Origin of the sequence: Actinomadura fulvescens (genome assembly GCF_039533225.1) — a bacterium.
In the GTDB taxonomy this organism is placed as follows: domain Bacteria; phylum Actinomycetota; class Actinomycetes; order Streptosporangiales; family Streptosporangiaceae; genus Spirillospora; species Spirillospora fulvescens.
This window is the reverse complement of the sequence record NZ_BAAATD010000005.1, coordinates 641,118-657,775: the sequence shown is the minus strand read 5'-3', so window position 1 is coordinate 657,775 and position 16,658 is coordinate 641,118. Positions and strand designations below refer to the sequence as shown.

General features: G+C 73.4%; 12 protein-coding genes. 2 read left to right on the top strand and 10 right to left on the bottom strand.

What is annotated here, in order from left to right:
* Positions 1-79: 79 nt before the first annotated feature.
* The 8 genes from ABD333_RS21995 to ABD333_RS21960 form a co-directional block, all read right to left on the bottom strand.
* Positions 80-1,756 (bottom strand): toprim domain-containing protein, encoded by a 1,677-nt coding sequence (locus ABD333_RS21995; RefSeq protein ID WP_344543641.1) that lies wholly within the window; start codon positions 1,754-1,756, stop codon positions 80-82.
* A gap of 24 nt (positions 1,757-1,780) precedes the next feature.
* Positions 1,781-4,498 carry an AAA family ATPase gene (locus ABD333_RS21990; protein WP_344543639.1) on the bottom strand — a complete coding sequence of 906 codons (2,718 nt, stop codon included), beginning with the start codon at positions 4,496-4,498 and terminating at the stop codon, positions 1,781-1,783.
* Positions 4,499-4,609: 111 nt separating this feature from the next.
* Complete coding sequence (locus tag ABD333_RS21985) at positions 4,610-5,509, bottom strand: hypothetical protein (protein ID WP_344543638.1); 900 nt, start codon at positions 5,507-5,509, stop codon at positions 4,610-4,612.
* Positions 5,510-5,539: 30 nt separating this feature from the next.
* Entirely contained in the window at positions 5,540-7,090 is a 1,551-nt protein-coding gene (locus ABD333_RS21980) for a serine/threonine-protein kinase (RefSeq protein WP_344543636.1), read from the bottom strand.
* Positions 7,087-8,664: a serine/threonine-protein kinase gene (locus ABD333_RS21975; protein ID WP_344543634.1), complete on the bottom strand. Its 1,578-nt coding sequence runs from the start codon at positions 8,662-8,664 to the stop codon at positions 7,087-7,089. Before ABD333_RS21975 ends, ABD333_RS21980 begins: the two co-directional genes overlap by 4 nt.
* Before the next feature lie 66 nt (positions 8,665-8,730).
* Positions 8,731-9,528 carry a hypothetical protein gene (locus tag ABD333_RS21970; protein ID WP_344543633.1) on the bottom strand — a complete coding sequence of 266 codons (798 nt, stop codon included), beginning with the start codon at positions 9,526-9,528 and terminating at the stop codon, positions 8,731-8,733.
* Positions 9,529-9,590: 62 nt separating this feature from the next.
* Positions 9,591-10,508, bottom strand: a complete 918-nt coding sequence (locus ABD333_RS21965) for a serine hydrolase (protein WP_344543631.1) — start codon at positions 10,506-10,508, stop codon at positions 9,591-9,593.
* Positions 10,505-11,461 (bottom strand): LysR family transcriptional regulator, encoded by a 957-nt coding sequence (locus ABD333_RS21960; protein WP_344543630.1) that lies wholly within the window; start codon positions 11,459-11,461, stop codon positions 10,505-10,507. Before ABD333_RS21960 ends, ABD333_RS21965 begins: the two co-directional genes overlap by 4 nt.
* A gap of 109 nt (positions 11,462-11,570) precedes the next feature.
* Between ABD333_RS21960 and ABD333_RS21955 the strand changes: the two genes are divergently transcribed.
* Entirely contained in the window at positions 11,571-13,220 is a 1,650-nt protein-coding gene (locus ABD333_RS21955) for a penicillin-binding transpeptidase domain-containing protein (protein ID WP_344543628.1), read from the top strand.
* A 45-nt stretch (positions 13,221-13,265) separates the two neighbouring features.
* Here the strand turns inward: ABD333_RS21955 and ABD333_RS21950 are convergent, their stop codons facing one another.
* Complete coding sequence (locus tag ABD333_RS21950; RefSeq protein ID WP_344543626.1) at positions 13,266-14,312, bottom strand: magnesium transporter CorA family protein; 1,047 nt, start codon at positions 14,310-14,312, stop codon at positions 13,266-13,268.
* 29 nt (positions 14,313-14,341) lie between these two features.
* On the bottom strand, positions 14,342-15,364 hold the full coding sequence (locus ABD333_RS21945; RefSeq protein WP_344543625.1) for a LacI family DNA-binding transcriptional regulator: 1,023 nt from the start codon (positions 15,362-15,364) through the stop codon (positions 14,342-14,344).
* Positions 15,365-15,442: 78 nt separating this feature from the next.
* On the opposite strand from ABD333_RS21945, the gene ABD333_RS21940 reads away from it, so the two are divergent.
* The gene (locus tag ABD333_RS21940) at positions 15,443-16,654 is read left to right on the top strand and encodes an MFS transporter (RefSeq protein ID WP_344543623.1); all 1,212 of its coding nucleotides are present in this window, start codon (positions 15,443-15,445) and stop codon (positions 16,652-16,654) included.
* The last annotated feature ends 4 nt before the right edge of the window (positions 16,655-16,658 follow it).

The following is a 16,658-nucleotide window of genomic DNA, read 5'->3' as shown; positions in this document are numbered from 1 at the left end:
ACCGGTCCGCCGGAGGAAACGACGAGCGGTCCGTCGCGTGCGACAAACGGCACGCGTGCGACGAGCGGCGACCCCGCCGTCACCGAACGTCGGCGCCGTCGTCCCCGCGGGGGCTGACGGTCTCGGCCAGGATCTCGGTCACCGTGCCGTGCCGGACGCCGGTGCGAGCCGCCACGTGGGCCACCTCGCGGGCGACGTCCGGCATCGCGGCGGCGGCGCCGCCGACCGGCGCGGCTGCGGTGCTCGCTATCACGCGAACGGCGGCACGAACGGCTGTCAGGCGCTGCTCGTGGGTGCTCAGGGCGCCCCCGGATCGTTCTATGGCGGCGTCCAGAACGAGATGGCTGAGCTCCTTCTCGGTACGGAGGGCCGCACGTACGGCGGCTCGTCCGTGAGATCGCAGAAGTCCCGCGGCGTCCTGCCCGGACCCGAACGACACCACGCCGATAGGGCCGCGGACCCGGGCGTCGTCGGTCAGCGTGTGCCATGCGCGGAGGCTGCCCGACCGCCCGGCCTCGTCGTCGTCCAGCGCGACGACCAGCCCGGCGAGGTCAAGATCGGCGATCTGGGAGAGAGAGCCGAGCTGGGCGGCGGTGACGGAGGCGCCGCAGGTCGCGACGGCGGCGTGAGTACGGGCGGCGGCGACGTTGACGGCGATCGCGTCGAGCGGCCCTTCGACGAGGACGGGACGGGCGCCCCGGGCCAGGCGATCGCGGGTCTCGTGCAGGCCGTAGAGCGACTCGTTCTTGTGGAAGTGCTCGGTGTCCGGGCCGTTGAGGTACTTCGGTCCCTCCGCGCCGTCCGGGAGACGGCCGATGAAGCCCGTGACCGCTCCCTCCGGGGTGCGGAGGGCGAACATGGCGCGATCCCGGAACGTGTCGTAGAGGGCACCGGAACGGCTACGGCGGGCCAGTCCGGCCGACACGAGTTCCTCGTCAGAGTGCCCCAGGGAACGCAGGCGCGCGGCAAGGGCCTGCCCGTCCCGCGGCGCGTACCCGATCTGCCAGCGCCTTTGCACGGCCCGGCTGAACCCTCGTTCCACCAGGTAATCCGGCACCCACGAACCATCCAAACAGGCACGGAAGAAGCGGTGCGCCGCGCGCATGACCTCGGCCGAACGGTCGTGGTGCCGGAGGCGGCGGCTCAGGCGCAGGACGCGGTCCCCGAGCTCGGGCCCGGCCCAACCGGCGACCGGCGGGAACGACAGGCGCGGCGGCTCCAGCCCCAGACCCGCGAGAACGAGGTACGCCACGGAGTCGGCCTCCACCCGGCGAAGGCCGTGGCACCCCGCCAGGCCGGGCGGATCGGGACGGTCGCCGCGCCGGAGCACATGGGCCAGCTGATGGGCCAGCACGGCGAGGTCCTCGTCGCGCTGGTACCCGAGCCGGGCGGCGACGCGGTGAAGGTGTTCCCGGCCGTCGGCGGGCGGCCGGTCCTGAAGGGGAAGCCCGTCGGTCTGGGCCACGTCGAACACCGCGCCGACCCTGCCGTCCGGCGTGATGAGACGGATCGCGGCCTCGCCCTTGCGGACCTGCCGCCCGGCGGCGCGCCACGCCTCGTACGAGCGGACGTCGGTCGCGGCACGCCACTGCGCGGAGATCAGCAGGGTGTTGGTGAACCCGTACCGCCCGTATCGCGCGGCACGTTCGAGCCACCACGTCCAGGGCAGCGTGCCGTCGCGGAGCCGCGCGGTCTCCTGCTCGGCGATCCCGCGCAGCGCGGCCAGCAGCCGTCGCGTCTCCGCGTCGTCGCCCATGGGGCAAGTCTCGCCCGCGGACCCCTACAGGTACAGGCCGATGAGCTCCGCCGGCTCCTCCCACACGGGCGGAAGGTCGTCGGGCGTGAGCGTCACCAGCCCGCGCTTGCTGGGCTTGCGCCGGATCGTGGCGAGGCGCTGCGCCTGGTTGGCCACGGCCAGGTCGAGCAGGTTGCGCATCAACCGGCCGTTGCCGAACGAGGGGCCGCGCGGAAGGCGCGACAACACCGAGCGCAGCAGCTCGGTGGTCCCGGGGTCGAGCCGGAAGCCGTCCGCCGCCGCGAGCCGTTCGAAGACGGCGACCAGCTCGTCGTCGCTGTAGTCGGGGAAGTGCAGCTGCTTGGGGAACCGCGAGTCCAGGCCCGGGTTGGCGGCCAGGAACTCGGCCATCTGCTGCTCGTAGCCGGCGACGATCACGATCAGGTCGTCGCGGTGGTCCTCCATCAGCTTGACCAGCTCGGCGATGGCCTCGTGGCCGTAGTCGCCCTTCAGCGGCGACTGGGTCAGCGTGTACGCCTCGTCGATGAAGAGCACGCCGCCGAGCGCCCGTTCCACCAGGCGGCGGGTCCGGGGCGCGGTCTGGCCGATGTACTCGCCGACCAGGTGCGCGCGCGACGCCTCGACGAGGTGACCGGACGACAGCACCCCGAGCCGCTTGAAGATCTGGCCGACCAGCCGGGCCACCATGGTCTTGCCCGTGCCGGGATTGCCGGTGAAGACCATGTGCCGCGTCGGCGTGCTGACCTTCAGCCCGGAGTCGCGGCGCAGCTGGGTGGCGCGGGCGGTGGCCACCACCAGGCCGAGCTCGTGCTTGACCGACTCCAGGCCGGGCAGCTCGCGCAGCTCGGCCCGCGGGTCGTCCGCGCCGCCCGACAGGTGCAGGACGCGCGGGATGTCGGCCTTGCCGATGACGAGCTCGCCGTTTCCGGCGGAGCTCTTCGGGCCGGTGGCCGGGCGGGACGCGGCCTCGCGCACCACGAGGTCGGCCAGGTGGGGCGCGAGCCGGGCGTTCCGGAGGGTCTGCACGGGCGGGGTCGCGACGAGCAGCTCACCGGCGGCGGCCACGGCCTGCCGCGTGCCGCGGGCGCCGCGTTCCCGCAGGGCGCGCCGGAACAGCTCGGCGTGCCCCTCGGCGGTGAACGGACGGGTCCGGGCCACCCGGAAACGCTGGGGCAGCACCGGGTTGACCTCGCCGATCCGCTCGTCGCCGGTGGAGTCGCACAGCGCCACGACGTTCAGTTCCTCGTGCACGGCCAGCAGCCGGTGCAGCTCCTCGGCCAGGGGCTCGCCGTTGCCCGGATCGGTGATGATCTCGTCCAGGCCCTCGATGATCAGTAGCCGCTCGCCGGCGCAGTCCCGGGCGTCGGCCTGCAACCGCGCCACGGCGTCGGCCAGCCGCTGCCCGGCGAACAGGTTGCCGGTGAGCCACAGCGGGTCCCGGCCCAGCGCGAGCGCCTTGCCGAGCTCCTGCGCCGCGTCCCGCTTGCCGGTGCCGTCCGGACCGACGATCAGCAGCCGGACGGGGGTCCGGCCCGGCGCCGCCGCGTCCGCCACGGCCGCCTTCGCCGCGCCGCTCGTGGTGAGTTCGGCCAGGACGGCGGTCAGCTCGGGCTGGTCGACCAGCTTGGTGACCAGTTCGGGGCGGGCGGCGGGCACGGTCTTCCGCGCCGACTCCTCGACCTTGAGCGTGTCGGTGAGCGGGTTGACGACGCGGCGGCGCGGCGCGTACAGGCGGCGCAGGTCGGTCTGGAACTGGCCGACCGGGATCCACTCGGTCTTGGGGAACCACGGATCTCCCGGCAAACCCTGCACGGTCGCCACAAAGCGCATCGCCATGTCCAGCCAGGCGCGGCAGGCGTCGGCCGCACCCGCGACCAGGGCGCGGACCAGCCAGGAGCGGGTCTTCTCCTGCCAGGCGCCCGGCTTGAAGCCGCGCTTCTCGGCGGCGAACCGTTCCTGGAGCTCGGCGTAGCGCTCCTCGCCGAACGCGAGCGTCAGCTCCGCCGGAACGTGCTCCATGCTGCCCTGCAACAGCAGGTGGACCAGGTGCGTCTCGACCGTCTCGTCGCGGGGCGCCACCTCGGCCAGGTGCTCGTACGCGGCGAGCAGCCCGGCGGACACCCACTCCAGGTAGCCCACCGGGCCGAGGAGCTCGGGCACCGCCGCGAGGATCTCGTCGTCGGCGTGCCAGTGCCAGATCTCGCGCATCTCCATCTTGGGAAGGTGAAGATCGTGCACCGGCGGGTCGTCGTACAGCCTGATCAGGGCCTTGCGGCGCTGCTCCAGCGGCTCGATGCCCTCCAGTACGTCCAGGCACTCGCGGGCCAGCTCGATCGCCAGGCCCCGGTCCGGCGCCTCGATCAGCCAGTCGACCGGGGGCCGCCACCGGCCGCCGGGCGCGTCCCAGCGGGTCATCCGGGTGCTGAGCGGGCTCGGGTTGACCAGGTGCTCGCGCAGCAGCCGCTCGGGCAGCTGCGACCACGACCCCGCCTTGATCGCCCCGCCGCCGGGCAGGAACGCCAGCATGCCGAAGATCTCCGCGATCACCAGGGAGGCGGGCAGCGTCAGCAGCTTGTGCTCGTCGGTCGTCAGTCCGGCCGCGCGCGGGTCGCGCGCCAGGCCGTCGATGCGCATGCCGATCTCCTCGAACAGCCCGGCGGGAACACGCCAGGGGCCGTACGAGTAGACGTCCAGGACCGGTTCGTCGGTGAGCAGTAGCTCCAGATGCTCCGGAAGCCGCACACGTTCTCCCTTTTAGGCAATCAAAACGGATAACAGCCTACGGTTACGGACGGGATGCGGACTCCGTCATTTGGTGACTGGGTGGCCTGTGTGCCGAATGGGACCAATGGGTCACGTGGTGCAGGTGTTACAGGCGAGAAGCGCCGCCGTGGCGGCTCCCGCGAGCTCCCGCGCGCCGCCTCGCGCCGTGGCCTCCGGCATGGCCCGCTGCCCCGCGAAGACCTCGTCCCCGAACTCGTCGAGCCGGTTGCTGCCGCCCTTGAACGTGACCTCGACGACGGCGTTGCGGACCCGCGCCATGACCGTCCCGACTCCGCTGTCGCCGACCAGCTCCTGCACCGCGTACGTGACGAACGCCTCATCGCCCAGACCGGGGAGGTCCTGGTAACGGACCGGTCCGCTCCGCCAGGCCCCGGCGGGGCCGCTGCCGGGATGCCTGGCCCACCAGCGTTCCTGCGCGATCTGCTTCGCGGCGTTGTACGTGGCGGACCGCTGCCCCGAGGCCCGCTTGATCGTGATCGTCGCGGTCAGCTCGCGGTTGAGGCGGGTCCTGCGGTCGTCGCCGGTGTTCCGGGCGGATTTCCAGGCGCAGGTCCACTCCTCGGTGCCCCGGCCCGGCCGTCCTGTCGCGCCCGGCACGAGACGGCTCAGCGCCGGTGCCGGGAACAGCGCGCAGGCGTTCTCGATCTGCGTGAACTCCGGGCCGGTGGGCGTGGTCATCCGAGGGTCGGGCTGCACGCCGCCCATCTCGGCGGGCCAGCTGGGCATGGTGGTCGGCGGCATCGAGACCGAGGGAACGGGCGTTCCCGGCTTGGCCGCGCCGGTGCGGGGTTGATCTTTGTCTCCGGTGAGGAGCACCGCCACGCCGATGCCGGTGCCGCCCAGCAGCACGACGGCCGCCAGCAACGCCGGGATCATGAACCGGCGCCGCGGCGGGGGCGCCCCCGGCGCCACGGGCGGCCGCGGGGTGTACGCCGGGTCGCTCCACGGCGACCGTTCTTGCTCCGGCACGTCCGGTCCCTTCCTGCTTCGCCCGCCGAGTCAGGACGAGCGCCTGATCGACTCCGCCAGCCCGCGCGCCGCCTTGATCGCCTGGTCGCGTACCCGTCCGGGCTCAGCGGCCCGGCCGGACTCGAACCCGACGGTCACGGTGAGGCTCCCGACGCGGAAGACGACCGTGGACTTGGGCGTCGTGGCGGGTTCGACCATGACGAACGCCTCGTCGCCCAGATCGTTGATGTCGTTGAACGGCCGCCCGGGATCGGGACTGCCGTCGCGCGGCGCGTAGAGGTCCCGCGTCTCGGCGAACCGGGTGTGCGCGGCCCCGGCGGCGGCGCCGGGCGCCTCGCCCTCGACCTGGGCCTTGAGCTCGTCGTCCACCTCCGCCCCTCCGGCGGCCGACGCCCTCCACGTACAACTCCTGCTGGGCCGCCGCGTGGACGGGCCGGTCGAGGCTTCGGGAGTGGCGGTGAAGCCAGGGATCAGTTGCTCCGCCTGCGCCGGGCTGAGGAGGGTGCAGACGGAGGGCAACTTCGCCGGAGCGGCGTTAGCCGGAGGCGCCGCCGCGCCCGAACGAGCGGGCGCGCCCGAACGAGTTGTGCCTGACGTCCGGGGCTTCCCGTCCGGACTGTCCGGCCACAGCACGATCGCCAGCACCACGGCCATGGCCGCGAGGGCGGCGACGGCGGCCACGGCAAGCGGTGCCCTGCGGCGGCTTCGCATGCCGGCGGCCGGCGGCCCTGGGGGAAGCGGTACGGGCTGGGTCTGCGGCAGGGGCCGGCCCGCGATCACCGCGCCGAGCCATTGCTCCGTGCCGAGCGCGTTGAGGCGGACGGCCGGGTCCTTGGCCAGCAGCGCCATCAGTACCGGCGCCAGCGGCCCGGCCTCGCGCGGCGGCTCGACGGGCTCGGTGAGCACCGCGCTCAGCGTGCCCATGAGGGTCGCACGGTCGAACGGCATGCGTCCTTCGGCCAGCACGTACATCGTCACGCCGAGCGACCACAGGTCGGACTCGGGTCCGCCGTGCTCGTGCCGGACCCGTTCGGGGGCCATGTAGGCGGGCGAGCCGATCAGCGCGCCCGTCTCGGTCAGCGTGGTGTCGCCCGCCAGGGACGCGATCCCGAAGTCGGTGAGGACGGCGCGCCCGTCGGTCCGCAGGAAGATGTTCGCGGGCTTGACGTCGCGGTGCAGGACCCCCCGTTCGTGGGCGGCCCTGAGCGCGGCCAGCACGTCCAGCCCGATCCCGGCGACGCGCTCCGGCGGCAGCGGCCCGTCCTCGGCGAGCACGGCGTCCAGCGAACGGCCGGGCAGCAGGTCCATGACGATGCACGGCCGCCCGTCCTCCTCGACGACGTCGTGCACCGTGACGATCGACGGATGCCTGAGCAGGGCCGCCGCCCGCGCCTCGCGCATGGCCCGCTGGGCCGCCATCGCCCGTCCCTCCGGGGTGAGGCCCGGGGGCAGGAGGAGCTCCTTGACCGCGACGTCCCGGCCGAGGGCCTCGTCGCGGGCCTGCCAGACCACGCCCATGGCGCCCTGACCCAGCCGCCGCACCAGGCGATAACGCCCGGCCAGCACCCGCTCGCCGCTCATGCGCGCCCGGCCAGCGCCCGCGCTGCCCACCGCGCGGCCTGGAGCGCGTCACCCGGGCCGCCCGCTCCCCGGAAGTAGGCGTATTCGACCTCCACGACGTTGGTCTTGAGGCGGAAGACGACGGTCGCCTTGTCCATCGGCTTGTCAACGCCCCGGGTCTCGAACGAGTAGGCCTCGTCACCGAGCCCTGGCACCGCCTGCGCGGGGGTCGTCCGCCCACGTCCGCCGGTGAAGCCGAACTCGGGCCAGCCCCACACATGTGTCGAGGGCTTCTCGTCGTGCCGCTTGCTGCTGATGAACTGCAGATGCGCCTCCGCCGGCGTCTCCGGCTTGAGGTCTTTCTCGTAACGGGGATTCGACTCGATGGAGAGGCCACGGCGCTGCACGCCCCACGCACAGCCCAGCACGCCCTTCTCCTGTTGACGCTGGGGCTTGCCGTTCGGCAGCAACCGCCCAAGCTGCTCGGGCGTCAGCAGCGCGCACAGGTCCAGCTTGGCGGCGGTCGGCGCGGACTTCTCCGTGGGCGTCGCTGTGGGCGCGGCTGTGGGCGTGGCGGACCTGGTCGGCTGGACGGCCGCGCCGCCGCCACTGCCGCCGTCGTCGTCGTTGTTCAAGGAGAACGCGACCGCCGTCGTCGCGACCACCGCGACAAGAGCGGCGCCTGCCCCCGCCAGGACGAAGCCCGTCTTGCCCCGGCTCCTGGACGGCCCCACGGGCGAGGCGGCCAACGGAGCCGCAGGCGCTGGATCGCGCAGGCCGGAAGGCCGCCCTTCCGCCACGTTCCGCAGCACCTGCCGGGTCTCCTCGACCGACAACCGCGCCGCCGGGTCCTTGTTGAGCAGGTACCAGAGCAACGGCGCCAGCGAGCCTGACCGCTGCGGCGGCCTCGGCTCCTCGGTGAGGACGGCCCCCAGCACGGCCATCGGCGTCTCGCGTTCGAACGGCGCACGGCCCTCGACCGCCGCGTACAACGTCGCCCCCAGCGACCACAGGTCCGACCCCGGCCCGGCCGCCTCCTCCCGCAGCCGTTCGGGCGCGATGTAGCCGGGCGAGCCGACCAGCGTCCCCGTCCTGGTCAGGTCCGAGCCGGTCTCCAGGTCGGCGATGCCGAAGTCGGTGAGCACCACCCGGTCGCCGGCGAGCAGCACGTTGCTCGGCTTGACGTCCCGGTGCAGCACGCCGCGCGCGTGCGCCGCCTCCAGCGCGTCCAGCAGCCGCAGCCCGATCTGGGCCACCGCCGCCGGCGGCCGCGGCCCGCCCTCGCGGACCAGCCGGTCCAGCGAGACGCCCCGGACCAGCTCCATGACGATCCACGGCCGCCGGTCCTCGACCACCACGTCGTGGACTGTGATCACGTTGGGGTGGTCGATCAGCGCGGCCGCCCGCGCCTCCCGCCGGGCCCGCTCGGCGATGAGCTCGCGGTCGGCCGGGGCGAGCCCCTCGGGCAGCCGGACCTCCTTGACCGCCACGTCCCGCCGGAGCACCTCGTCCACGGCGGCCCACACCGTGCCCATGCCGCCGCTGCCCAGCCGCGCGACGAGGCGGTACCGGCCGGCCAGCACGCGATCAGACATGTATGAACCCCCTCCAAGCGCCCACACGATACCGAGGGCCCCAGGACGGGACGCCTGGACGGGGCGTCAGCACCACTGAACGGGGTTGCCGGTCTCGATCGAGGCCCGGAAGACCGCTTCGAGGGGCTCCAGGATGTAGGCGAAGTCCGCGGCGGTCACGGGTGCGCTGACGACCTGGAGGCGCCGCGGATACCGGCCCTCGGAGTCAGCGCGGACGGGACCGGACAGCGTGAGCGTCACGGTCCGCTCGCCGTCGCTGAACCGCACGCGCCGTTCCCCGACCTGCTCCTGGGTGAACCGCAGCGACCGGAACTCCTCCTCATGCGGCTCCTCCAGCCCGCGGACGAAGAAGCCCCGGGGGTCGACTCCAGCCTGGTGCCGGGTGGATCCGTCCCACGTGAAGACGCCCTCATAACCCGCGACATAGGTGGCGAGCGTCTTGCCGCTCTCCTCGTCGACGAGCCGGGTCTCCTCGCCCAGCTCGGCGCGGTGGCGGAAGAAGTCCAGCTCGGCCAGGGCCGTGCGGGCCAGGTCCGGCGGCAGCGAACCCCCGTTGCCGTCGGGCAGCTCGGCGCACAGCACCGGGAAGTGCTCGCAGCCCGCGCTGCGGAGGGCCTCCTGGAAGATCCGGTAGCCGCCCCAGTTGGACACCCGTACCGACACCAGCTCCATGTCGGCGTGCGGGCAGGCGTCACCTTCGATCCACTGGTAGAAGGCCCGGTCGAGTTCCTCGTTCCCCTCGTAGGGGACGGTCAGCCCGAGATACCCCTCCGCGTCGACCGCGATGAGATCACGCGAGAACGGCGGCTCGTTGAAGATCCCGTCCTGCCAGCAGCGGCAGCGCACGAACGCGTCCAGTCCCATGACGACCTCCCCGCCACACCATAGGAAGCCGGGCCGCCGCCGGAGAACCGGTTTTTCGCTCTTCAGCCGGGGCGGCGGAGTGCTTCGACGGCCAGGCGGGCGGAGGTGCCGATGACCGCGTCCGCCTGCGGCAGGACCGCGATCGGCAGCAGGGAACGGGTGAACACGGCCACCGCGTACCGCCCGCCGTCCGGGTACTCCACGACGCCGATCTCGTTGCGGATGGTGGGCAGCGTGCCGGTCTTGCCGCTCACCCGGACGTCGTCGTACGGGAAGCCGGACGACAGCCGGTGCGGCCAGACCTGCAGCCCGAACAGCCGCCTCATCTGCGCGCACTCGTCCGGCGGCGCGGCCTCGTCCCGCCAGATGAGCCCCATCAGCCGGGCCATCTCGCGCGGTGTGCTGTGGCTCGTGGTCAGCGGGTCGAGGACCCGCAGGCGGCCGAGCATGCCGGGTTCGTCGAGCAGTCCCCACAGCTCGCCGAGGCTCTCCACGCCGCCGTCCTGGAGCATCGACTCGAACAGGTCGGTGCCGTTGCCGGCGATGTGCGTGCGGACGAGGCCGAGGTCGGCGACGGCGGCGTTGACCGTGGCCACGCCGACCCGATCCATGATCGTGTCGGCCGCGGTGTTGTCGCTCACCGTGATCATGAGGCAGGCCAGATCGCGCAGGGACATCCGCACCTCGTCCAGCAGCACCGAGATGCCGGTGGGGCCGTCGCCGCGGTCCTCGGGGCGCAGGGTGACCGGCTCGCGCGGATCGAGGAGCCCGGCCGCCGCCCGGCGGTGGAACGTCACGAGCAGCGGCACCTTGAAGACCGAGGCCAGCACGACCGGCTCGTCGGCCCGCACGCCGATCTCGCGGCCGGTGTCGAGGTCGGCGGCGTGCAGGAAGCCGGTGACCCCCGCGCTCCGGAACGCCGCCTCGATCCGCTCCGTCGCCTCCGGCAGGCGGCCGGAGCGGTGCTGGGCGGACGTCATGCCAGGAACCCCGACGCGGGCCGGGGCACGACGCGGCGCGCCGGGGCGGGCGCGAGCGGCGCCATGCCCGCCTCGCGCCTCAGCACGGCGGTGGCGACGGCGGCGAACTCCCTGATGCCGTGCTCGTCGCCGGTGCCGGACCGCCAGGCGCAGGACGTCCGCCAGGCCAGCGGCGCGCCGATGAGCGGCCGCCAGGTGACGCCGGCGGTGTCCTCCGTACGCGCCGAGAGCCCCACGGCGGTGCCCGCGAGCACGAGGCCCAGCGCGAACTGCGGGTGTCTCGCCTCGTGGACCACCGGCGGATCGTAGCCGTTCCGGCGGCACCCCGCGAGGAGTTCGTCGTAGCTCCCGGGCGCCTCGTCGCGCGGCGGGACGACCAGCTCACGGCCCGTGAGATCGGCGAGATGGAGTTCGGCGGCGGCCGCGAGCCGGCCGCCCGCGGGCACCAGCACGCCGACCTGCTGGCTCAGCATCGGGCCGAGCCCGAGATCGCGGGCGTCGCACGGGTGCCGGACCACGCCGACGTCGAGCGCGCCCTCGGTGAGGGCGCGCACCTGCTCGGCCGTGCCGATCTCGCGCAGGTCCAGGCGCAGGTCGGGGCACCGCTCGCGGAACGCGGCGATCAACGCGGCCACCACGGCGCCGCCCAGGTCCGGCGGGAGACCCGCGCGCACCGTGCCGATCTCGCCGAGCCGGGCCCGTTCGGCGAGGGAGTGCACACGTTCCACGCGGGTGAGGATCTCACGCGCCTCGTCCAGCAGGAGCCGGCCGGCCGCGGTGAGCTCCACCCGGCGGCTGGACCGGTCGAACAGCCGCACGCCCAGTTCCTTCTCCAGCCGCTGGATGCGCTGGCTGAGCGGGGGCTGGGCCATGCCGAGCCGCTCCGCCGCCCGGCCGAAGTGGAGTTCTTCGGCGACCACGACGAAGCAGTTCAGATGCCCGACCAGATTCACGACCAGGAACTATATCAATCTTCATATCTCACCGAAATCGATACGCATCTTGGACTTTTGGCTGGTCAGATGGTGTCCTGTGCGACGTTGAGTCATGAGGGGGGAGTGCATGCGCCGATCGCGTGTGGTCATCGCAGTGGTGGCGGCCTTCGCCGTGCTGCTGGGAGGAGGAGCCGCCTGGTGGCTCCTGAGAGGCGATGACGGACCGGGGGACACCGCGAAGGACTTTCTCGCCGCCTGGGAACGCGGTGACGTCGCCACGATGCGCGGCCTGACCGCCGACCCGCCGGCCGACTTCGACAGGCGTTTCGCGCAGTTGCGCGACGACCTCGGGGTCGTGCGGCAGAGGTACGAGCCGAGCTCGATCGGAGAGCCGAAGGGGGACGAGGCGGGCGGCTCCTACAAGGCCACGCTGACCCTCGCCGGAAACCGCGACTGGTCGTACGTCGGGATGCTCGGATTCACCAAGCGGGACGGCGAGTGGCGGGTGGCCTGGTCGCCGCAGGTCATCTATCCGACCCTCAAGGAGGGACAGCGGCTCAAGGCCTCCCGCGCCTGGCCCACCCGGGCCGGGATCACGGCCGCCGACGGCAGCAGCCTGGAGCATTCCTCGTCGGGCTCGGTCCAGCAGCTCGCCGGGCCGGTGGCACCGGCCACCGCCGACGCCGCCAAGAAGCTGGGCGCCCCGTACCGCAAGGGCGATCCGGTGGGCGCCGACGGGCTCCAGCGGCAGTACGAGCGGCGGCTGGCCGGGACGCCCGCCGTGGCCGTGCAGATCGTCGGGGCCGACGGCAAGGCCGTGAAGACGCTGCAGCGGTTCGGGGGCAAGGACGGGCAGCCGGTGCGCACGACGCTCGACCCCAAGGTGCAGAAGGCCGCGGGCGACGCGCTCGCCGACGTGGGCAAGCCCGCCTCGCTGGTCGCCCTGCGCCCCTCCACCGGCGAGATCCTCGCGGTGGCCAACAAGCCGGGCGGCTACAACCGGGCGCTGATGGGCCGCTACCCGCCGGGCTCCACGTTCAAGGTCGTCACCGCCGCCGCGCTGGTGGCCGACGGGCTGGACGCCCAGAGCCGCGTGCCGTGCCCGGCGACGACCAACGTCGGGGGCCGCCAGTTCAAGAACTACAAGCACGAGGACTTCGGCACGGTCTCGTTCCGCGACGCCTTCGCGCACTCGTGCAACACCACGTTCGCGCGTCTCGCGGTCGACGATCTCGGGCAGAAGCGGCTGGCGCAGGTGGCCGAGCAGTTCGGCTTCAACAAGCCGATCATCGCCGGGCTGCCCGCCGTGCGGGCCTCGTTCCCGCAGGCCAAGGACGACACGGCGTTCGCGTCCGCCTCGTTCGGGCAGGGCGAGGTGCTGACCAGCCCGCTCAACATGGCGAGCGTCGCGGCGGCCGCGGCCGCCGGCACGTGGCGGTCGCCGCGCCTGGTCGACACCGCGCTGGCGCCGCAGGCGCTGGACGCGGCCGGGCGCAAACCCGAGCAGCCGCACGCGCTGGAGCCGGGCGTGCGGCGCGCCCTGCGCACGCTGATGCCCGCCGTGGTCAAGGAGGGCACGGCGGCGAACGTCAGCTTCCCCGCCGGGACGGCCGGCAAGACCGGGACCGCCGAGTTCGGCTCCGGCGCCGAGCCGCCCACCCACGCGTGGTTCATCGGTTACCGGGGGGACGTCGCGTTCGCCGTCATCGTGGAGGACGGCGGCACCGGCGCCGAGGCGGCGGCCCCCATCGCCGCCAGGTTCCTGCGCGGCCTGTGATCCGGCCCGTGATCCGGCCGCGGCGATCGGGTCGCCGTGGCCGGGTCACAGCCAGTCGCGGAGCTTGAAGACGAAGTAGAGCGTCACGCTACAGATGATCATGACGGTGGTGCTCGTCACGAACCCCCAGTGCGTGCCGGAGCCCGGGTACGGCACGTTCTGCCCGTAGAAGCCGGTCACCGCCGTCGGGACCGCGATGATGGCCGCCCAGCTGGTGACCTTCTTCATCACCTCGTTGAGCCGGTTGCCCTGCAGCGAGATCCGCGTGTCGAGCAGGTTGGCGACCATCTCGCGCAGGCTGTCGGTGAACTCGGCGACCCGCATCGTGTGGTCGTAGACGTCCTGGTAGTACGGGACGAGCGGGGCGGCGACGATCTCCAGGTCCCGACGCAGCAGGGTGTTGACGAGCTCGCGCATCGGCAGCGCGACTCGGCGCAGCGACACCAGGTTGCGGCGCAGGTCGAAGCTGCGCCGCTGGACGTCGCGGACCGGATGGCTGTCGTCGAAGACCAGTTCGCCGAGCTCGTCGGCCTCGCCGTCGAGCAGCTCGGCGGTGTCCAGCTGGGCGTCCACGACCATGTCGAGGAGGTTGTAGAGCAGGTAGGGCACGCCGTACCGGGCCAGCTCGGGCCGTTCGACCTCGGGGGTGTCGTCCCAGCGCCGGACGAGCCCGTCGACGTCGAAGCCGCTGTCCTGCCGGACCGTGACGAGGGCCGCGTCGGTGACGAACGCCGACACCTCGTGCAGGACGATCTTTCCCTCGGCGGAGCACTCGGGGGAGTAGACGTTGAGGAACGCGTAGTCGTCGTACCGGTCGAGCTTGGTCCGTTCGTGCCGGGAGACCGCGTCCTCGACGGCGACCGGGTCCAGGCCGAGTTCGCCGGCGACGGCCAGCAGGTCCTTGTGGTCCGGCGCGCACAGGTCGAGCCAGACGACGTGGCCGGGCTTGCGGAGGTAGTCGCTGACCTCGGTGACCGGAAAGCCCTCCGCCACGACCTTCCCGTCCCGCCAGGCGCGGGTGCGCGGTGGCCGCGCGCCGGTCCGGTCGCGGGCGTGCGCGGCCGGATCGACCTCCGAGGGGATGTCAGCCATGGCATCTATCTAGCCCGAGCGGACGCCGCCTAACCGGAGCCCCGGGCGGGCGGGGCCGTCGAGGCACGGATGATCAGCTCGCCGGGCAGGGACCGGGGGCGCGGGTCGCCGCCTTTGAGGAGGGTGAGCAGCGCGGTCATGCCCTCGGCGCCGAGGGCCTCGGCGGGCAGCCGTACGGTGGTCAGCTCCGGCTCCAGCGCGGTGGCCAGCTGGACGTCGTCGAAACCCGTGACCGACACGTCCCCCGGAACGTCCAGACCGCGTGCGCGAGCGGCCTTGTAGGCGCCGGCGGCGATGAGGTCGTCGTCGCAGACCAGTGCCGTCGGGCGGTCCGGGCGGTCGAGGAGCAGCCCCGCCGCGTCGCGGGCCGAGCCCACGTCGAGTGCGCCGCTCGTCCGGGTGTAGGAGCCGCCCGGCAGAGCCCTGACGGCCGTGGCGAGCGCCTCGCCGCGGGCGTGGAACGTCCACTGGTCGATCGACGCCGCGACGTGCCCGATCCGGCGGTGGCCGAGGTCCGCCAGGTGCGCCGTGACGGCTCGCATGCCGTCGGCGACGTCGAAGAGCACCGCGGGCATCGGACGGGCTGCCGAGCCGTGGCCCTCCGGGTCGCTGTCGAGCATCACGACGGGCGTGTCGCGGAACTCGCTCGCCACGTCGGCGGCCAGCGAGGAGGCGAGGATGCCGTCGATCGCCTCGTGTGGCGCGGCGAACGGGCTGTCGGCGGGACCCGCGTCGTCGGGCCACGGGTAGGCCACGATGCCGAAGCCGTGCTCGGCGGCGACCCGCGCGGCCCCGCGATAGACGTCGCCGAAGAACGGGGCGGTCAGCGTCGGCACGATCAGCAGCACGGTCCGGGTGGAGCCGAGGCGCAGGGTGCGCGCCGCCAGGTTGGGCCGGTAGCCGAGCCGTTCGGCGGCGTCCCGGACGGCCTGGGCGGTGGCGGGGGAGACGCGTCCCGCCGACTTCCCGCCGAGCACCAGGGACACCGTGGACTGCGAGACCCCGGCCTCGTGCGCAACGTCCCTGCTCGTAGGGCGTCCGGTAGCCGACACGGAAATCAGGGTAGAGGGAGCGGCCCCCTTAGTGGTACGTATGATGGGCCAAGTAATACGTATGACTTCGGAGAGCGGATGCGCGCCTACGGCGAATTCCTGCGGCTGCCCCACGCGGGCCGCCTGCTCGGCGGCACCCTGCTGGGACGCCTGCCCAACGGCATGGGCATGCTGGCGGTGGTGCTGCACGTACGGGCCGAAGGCGGCGGCTACCCGCTCGCCGGGGCCCTCGGTGCGGTGCTCGGCCTCGCCACGGCGGCCGGCCAGCCCGTCCTCGGCCGCACCATGGACAGGCTCGGCCAGCCACGTGTCCTGCTGGCGTCCGCCGTGGTGTCGGCGGCCGGATTCACCCTGCTGGCCGTGGTCGGCGCCGATCCGCTGCCGGTGGCGGTCGGGGCGGTGGTCCTCGCCGGTTTCGCCACCCCGCCGCTGGAGGCGGGCCTGCGGGCGCTCTGGCCCGCGGTGCTGCCCGGCCCAGCCCAGGTACAGGCCGCGTACGCGCTGGACGCGGCCGCACAGGAGATCCTCTTCACGATCGGGCCGCTGCTGGTCGTCGTCGCCGCCGCGCAGTCCACCGAGACCGCGCTCGTGCTCACCGGCGCGATCGGGATCGCCGGGACGCTGGTCATCACGACGTCGCGCCCTTCCCGCGAATGGCGCGGCGAGCCGCGGGCCGCCGACTGGGCGGGACCGCTGCGCTCACCCGGTCTGCGGGTGCTGCTGCTCTCGCTCACCTTCGCGGGCGTGGCGCTGGGCGTGTACGCGGTCGCCGTGGTCGCGTACGCCGAACGGCTGGACAACGACCTGGCCTCGGGACTGCTGCTGGCCGCCATGTCCGGCGGGGCGCTCGCGGGCGGCCTGGTGTACGGCGTGCGGCCCTGGCGGGGCGAGGCGCACCGCCACCTGCCCTGGCTGCTCGCCGCCCTCGCCGCGGGCTACCTGCCGTTGACGTGGGCGCCCGGCCTGCCCGTCATGACGATCCTCGCGTTCGTCAGCGGGATCTTCCTCGCGCCCGTACTGGCGTGCAGCTTCTCCCTCGTGGACCGGCTGGCGCCGACCGGCACGGTCACCGAGGCCTTCGCCTGGGTGGTCGCCGCGGTCGGCGCGGGCAGCTCGCTCGGCTCGGCGGTGTCGGGTGTCGGCCAGGATCTGGCCGGAGTCCCGGGTGCGTTCGCCGGTGCCGGGGCCGGGGGAGTCCTCGCTCTGCTGGTCTGCCTCCTGGGCGCGCGAGCCCTGCGTCCCGCCGACGCCCACCGTCCCGTACACGCCGTGACGGCGGAGGCGGCGTGAGCCA

Excerpts from the sequence above, each read along its gene's own strand:
- ABD333_RS21995 (WP_344543641.1), bottom strand. The coding sequence starts at position 1,756 with ATGGGCGACGACGCGGAGACGCGACGGCTGCTGGCCGCGCTGCGCGGG.
- ABD333_RS21980 (WP_344543636.1), bottom strand. The coding sequence starts at position 7,090 with ATGAGCGGCGAGCGGGTGCTGGCCGGGCGTTATCGCCTGGTGCGGCGG.
- ABD333_RS21975 (WP_344543634.1), bottom strand. The coding sequence starts at position 8,664 with ATGTCTGATCGCGTGCTGGCCGGCCGGTACCGCCTCGTCGCGCGGCTG.
- ABD333_RS21970 (WP_344543633.1), bottom strand. The coding sequence starts at position 9,528 with ATGGGACTGGACGCGTTCGTGCGCTGCCGCTGCTGGCAGGACGGGATC.
- ABD333_RS21965 (WP_344543631.1), bottom strand. The coding sequence starts at position 10,508 with ATGACGTCCGCCCAGCACCGCTCCGGCCGCCTGCCGGAGGCGACGGAG.
- ABD333_RS21955 (WP_344543628.1), top strand. The coding sequence starts at position 11,571 with ATGCGCCGATCGCGTGTGGTCATCGCAGTGGTGGCGGCCTTCGCCGTG.
- ABD333_RS21950 (WP_344543626.1), bottom strand. The coding sequence starts at position 14,312 with ATGGCTGACATCCCCTCGGAGGTCGATCCGGCCGCGCACGCCCGCGAC.
- ABD333_RS21940 (WP_344543623.1), top strand. The coding sequence starts at position 15,443 with ATGCGCGCCTACGGCGAATTCCTGCGGCTGCCCCACGCGGGCCGCCTG.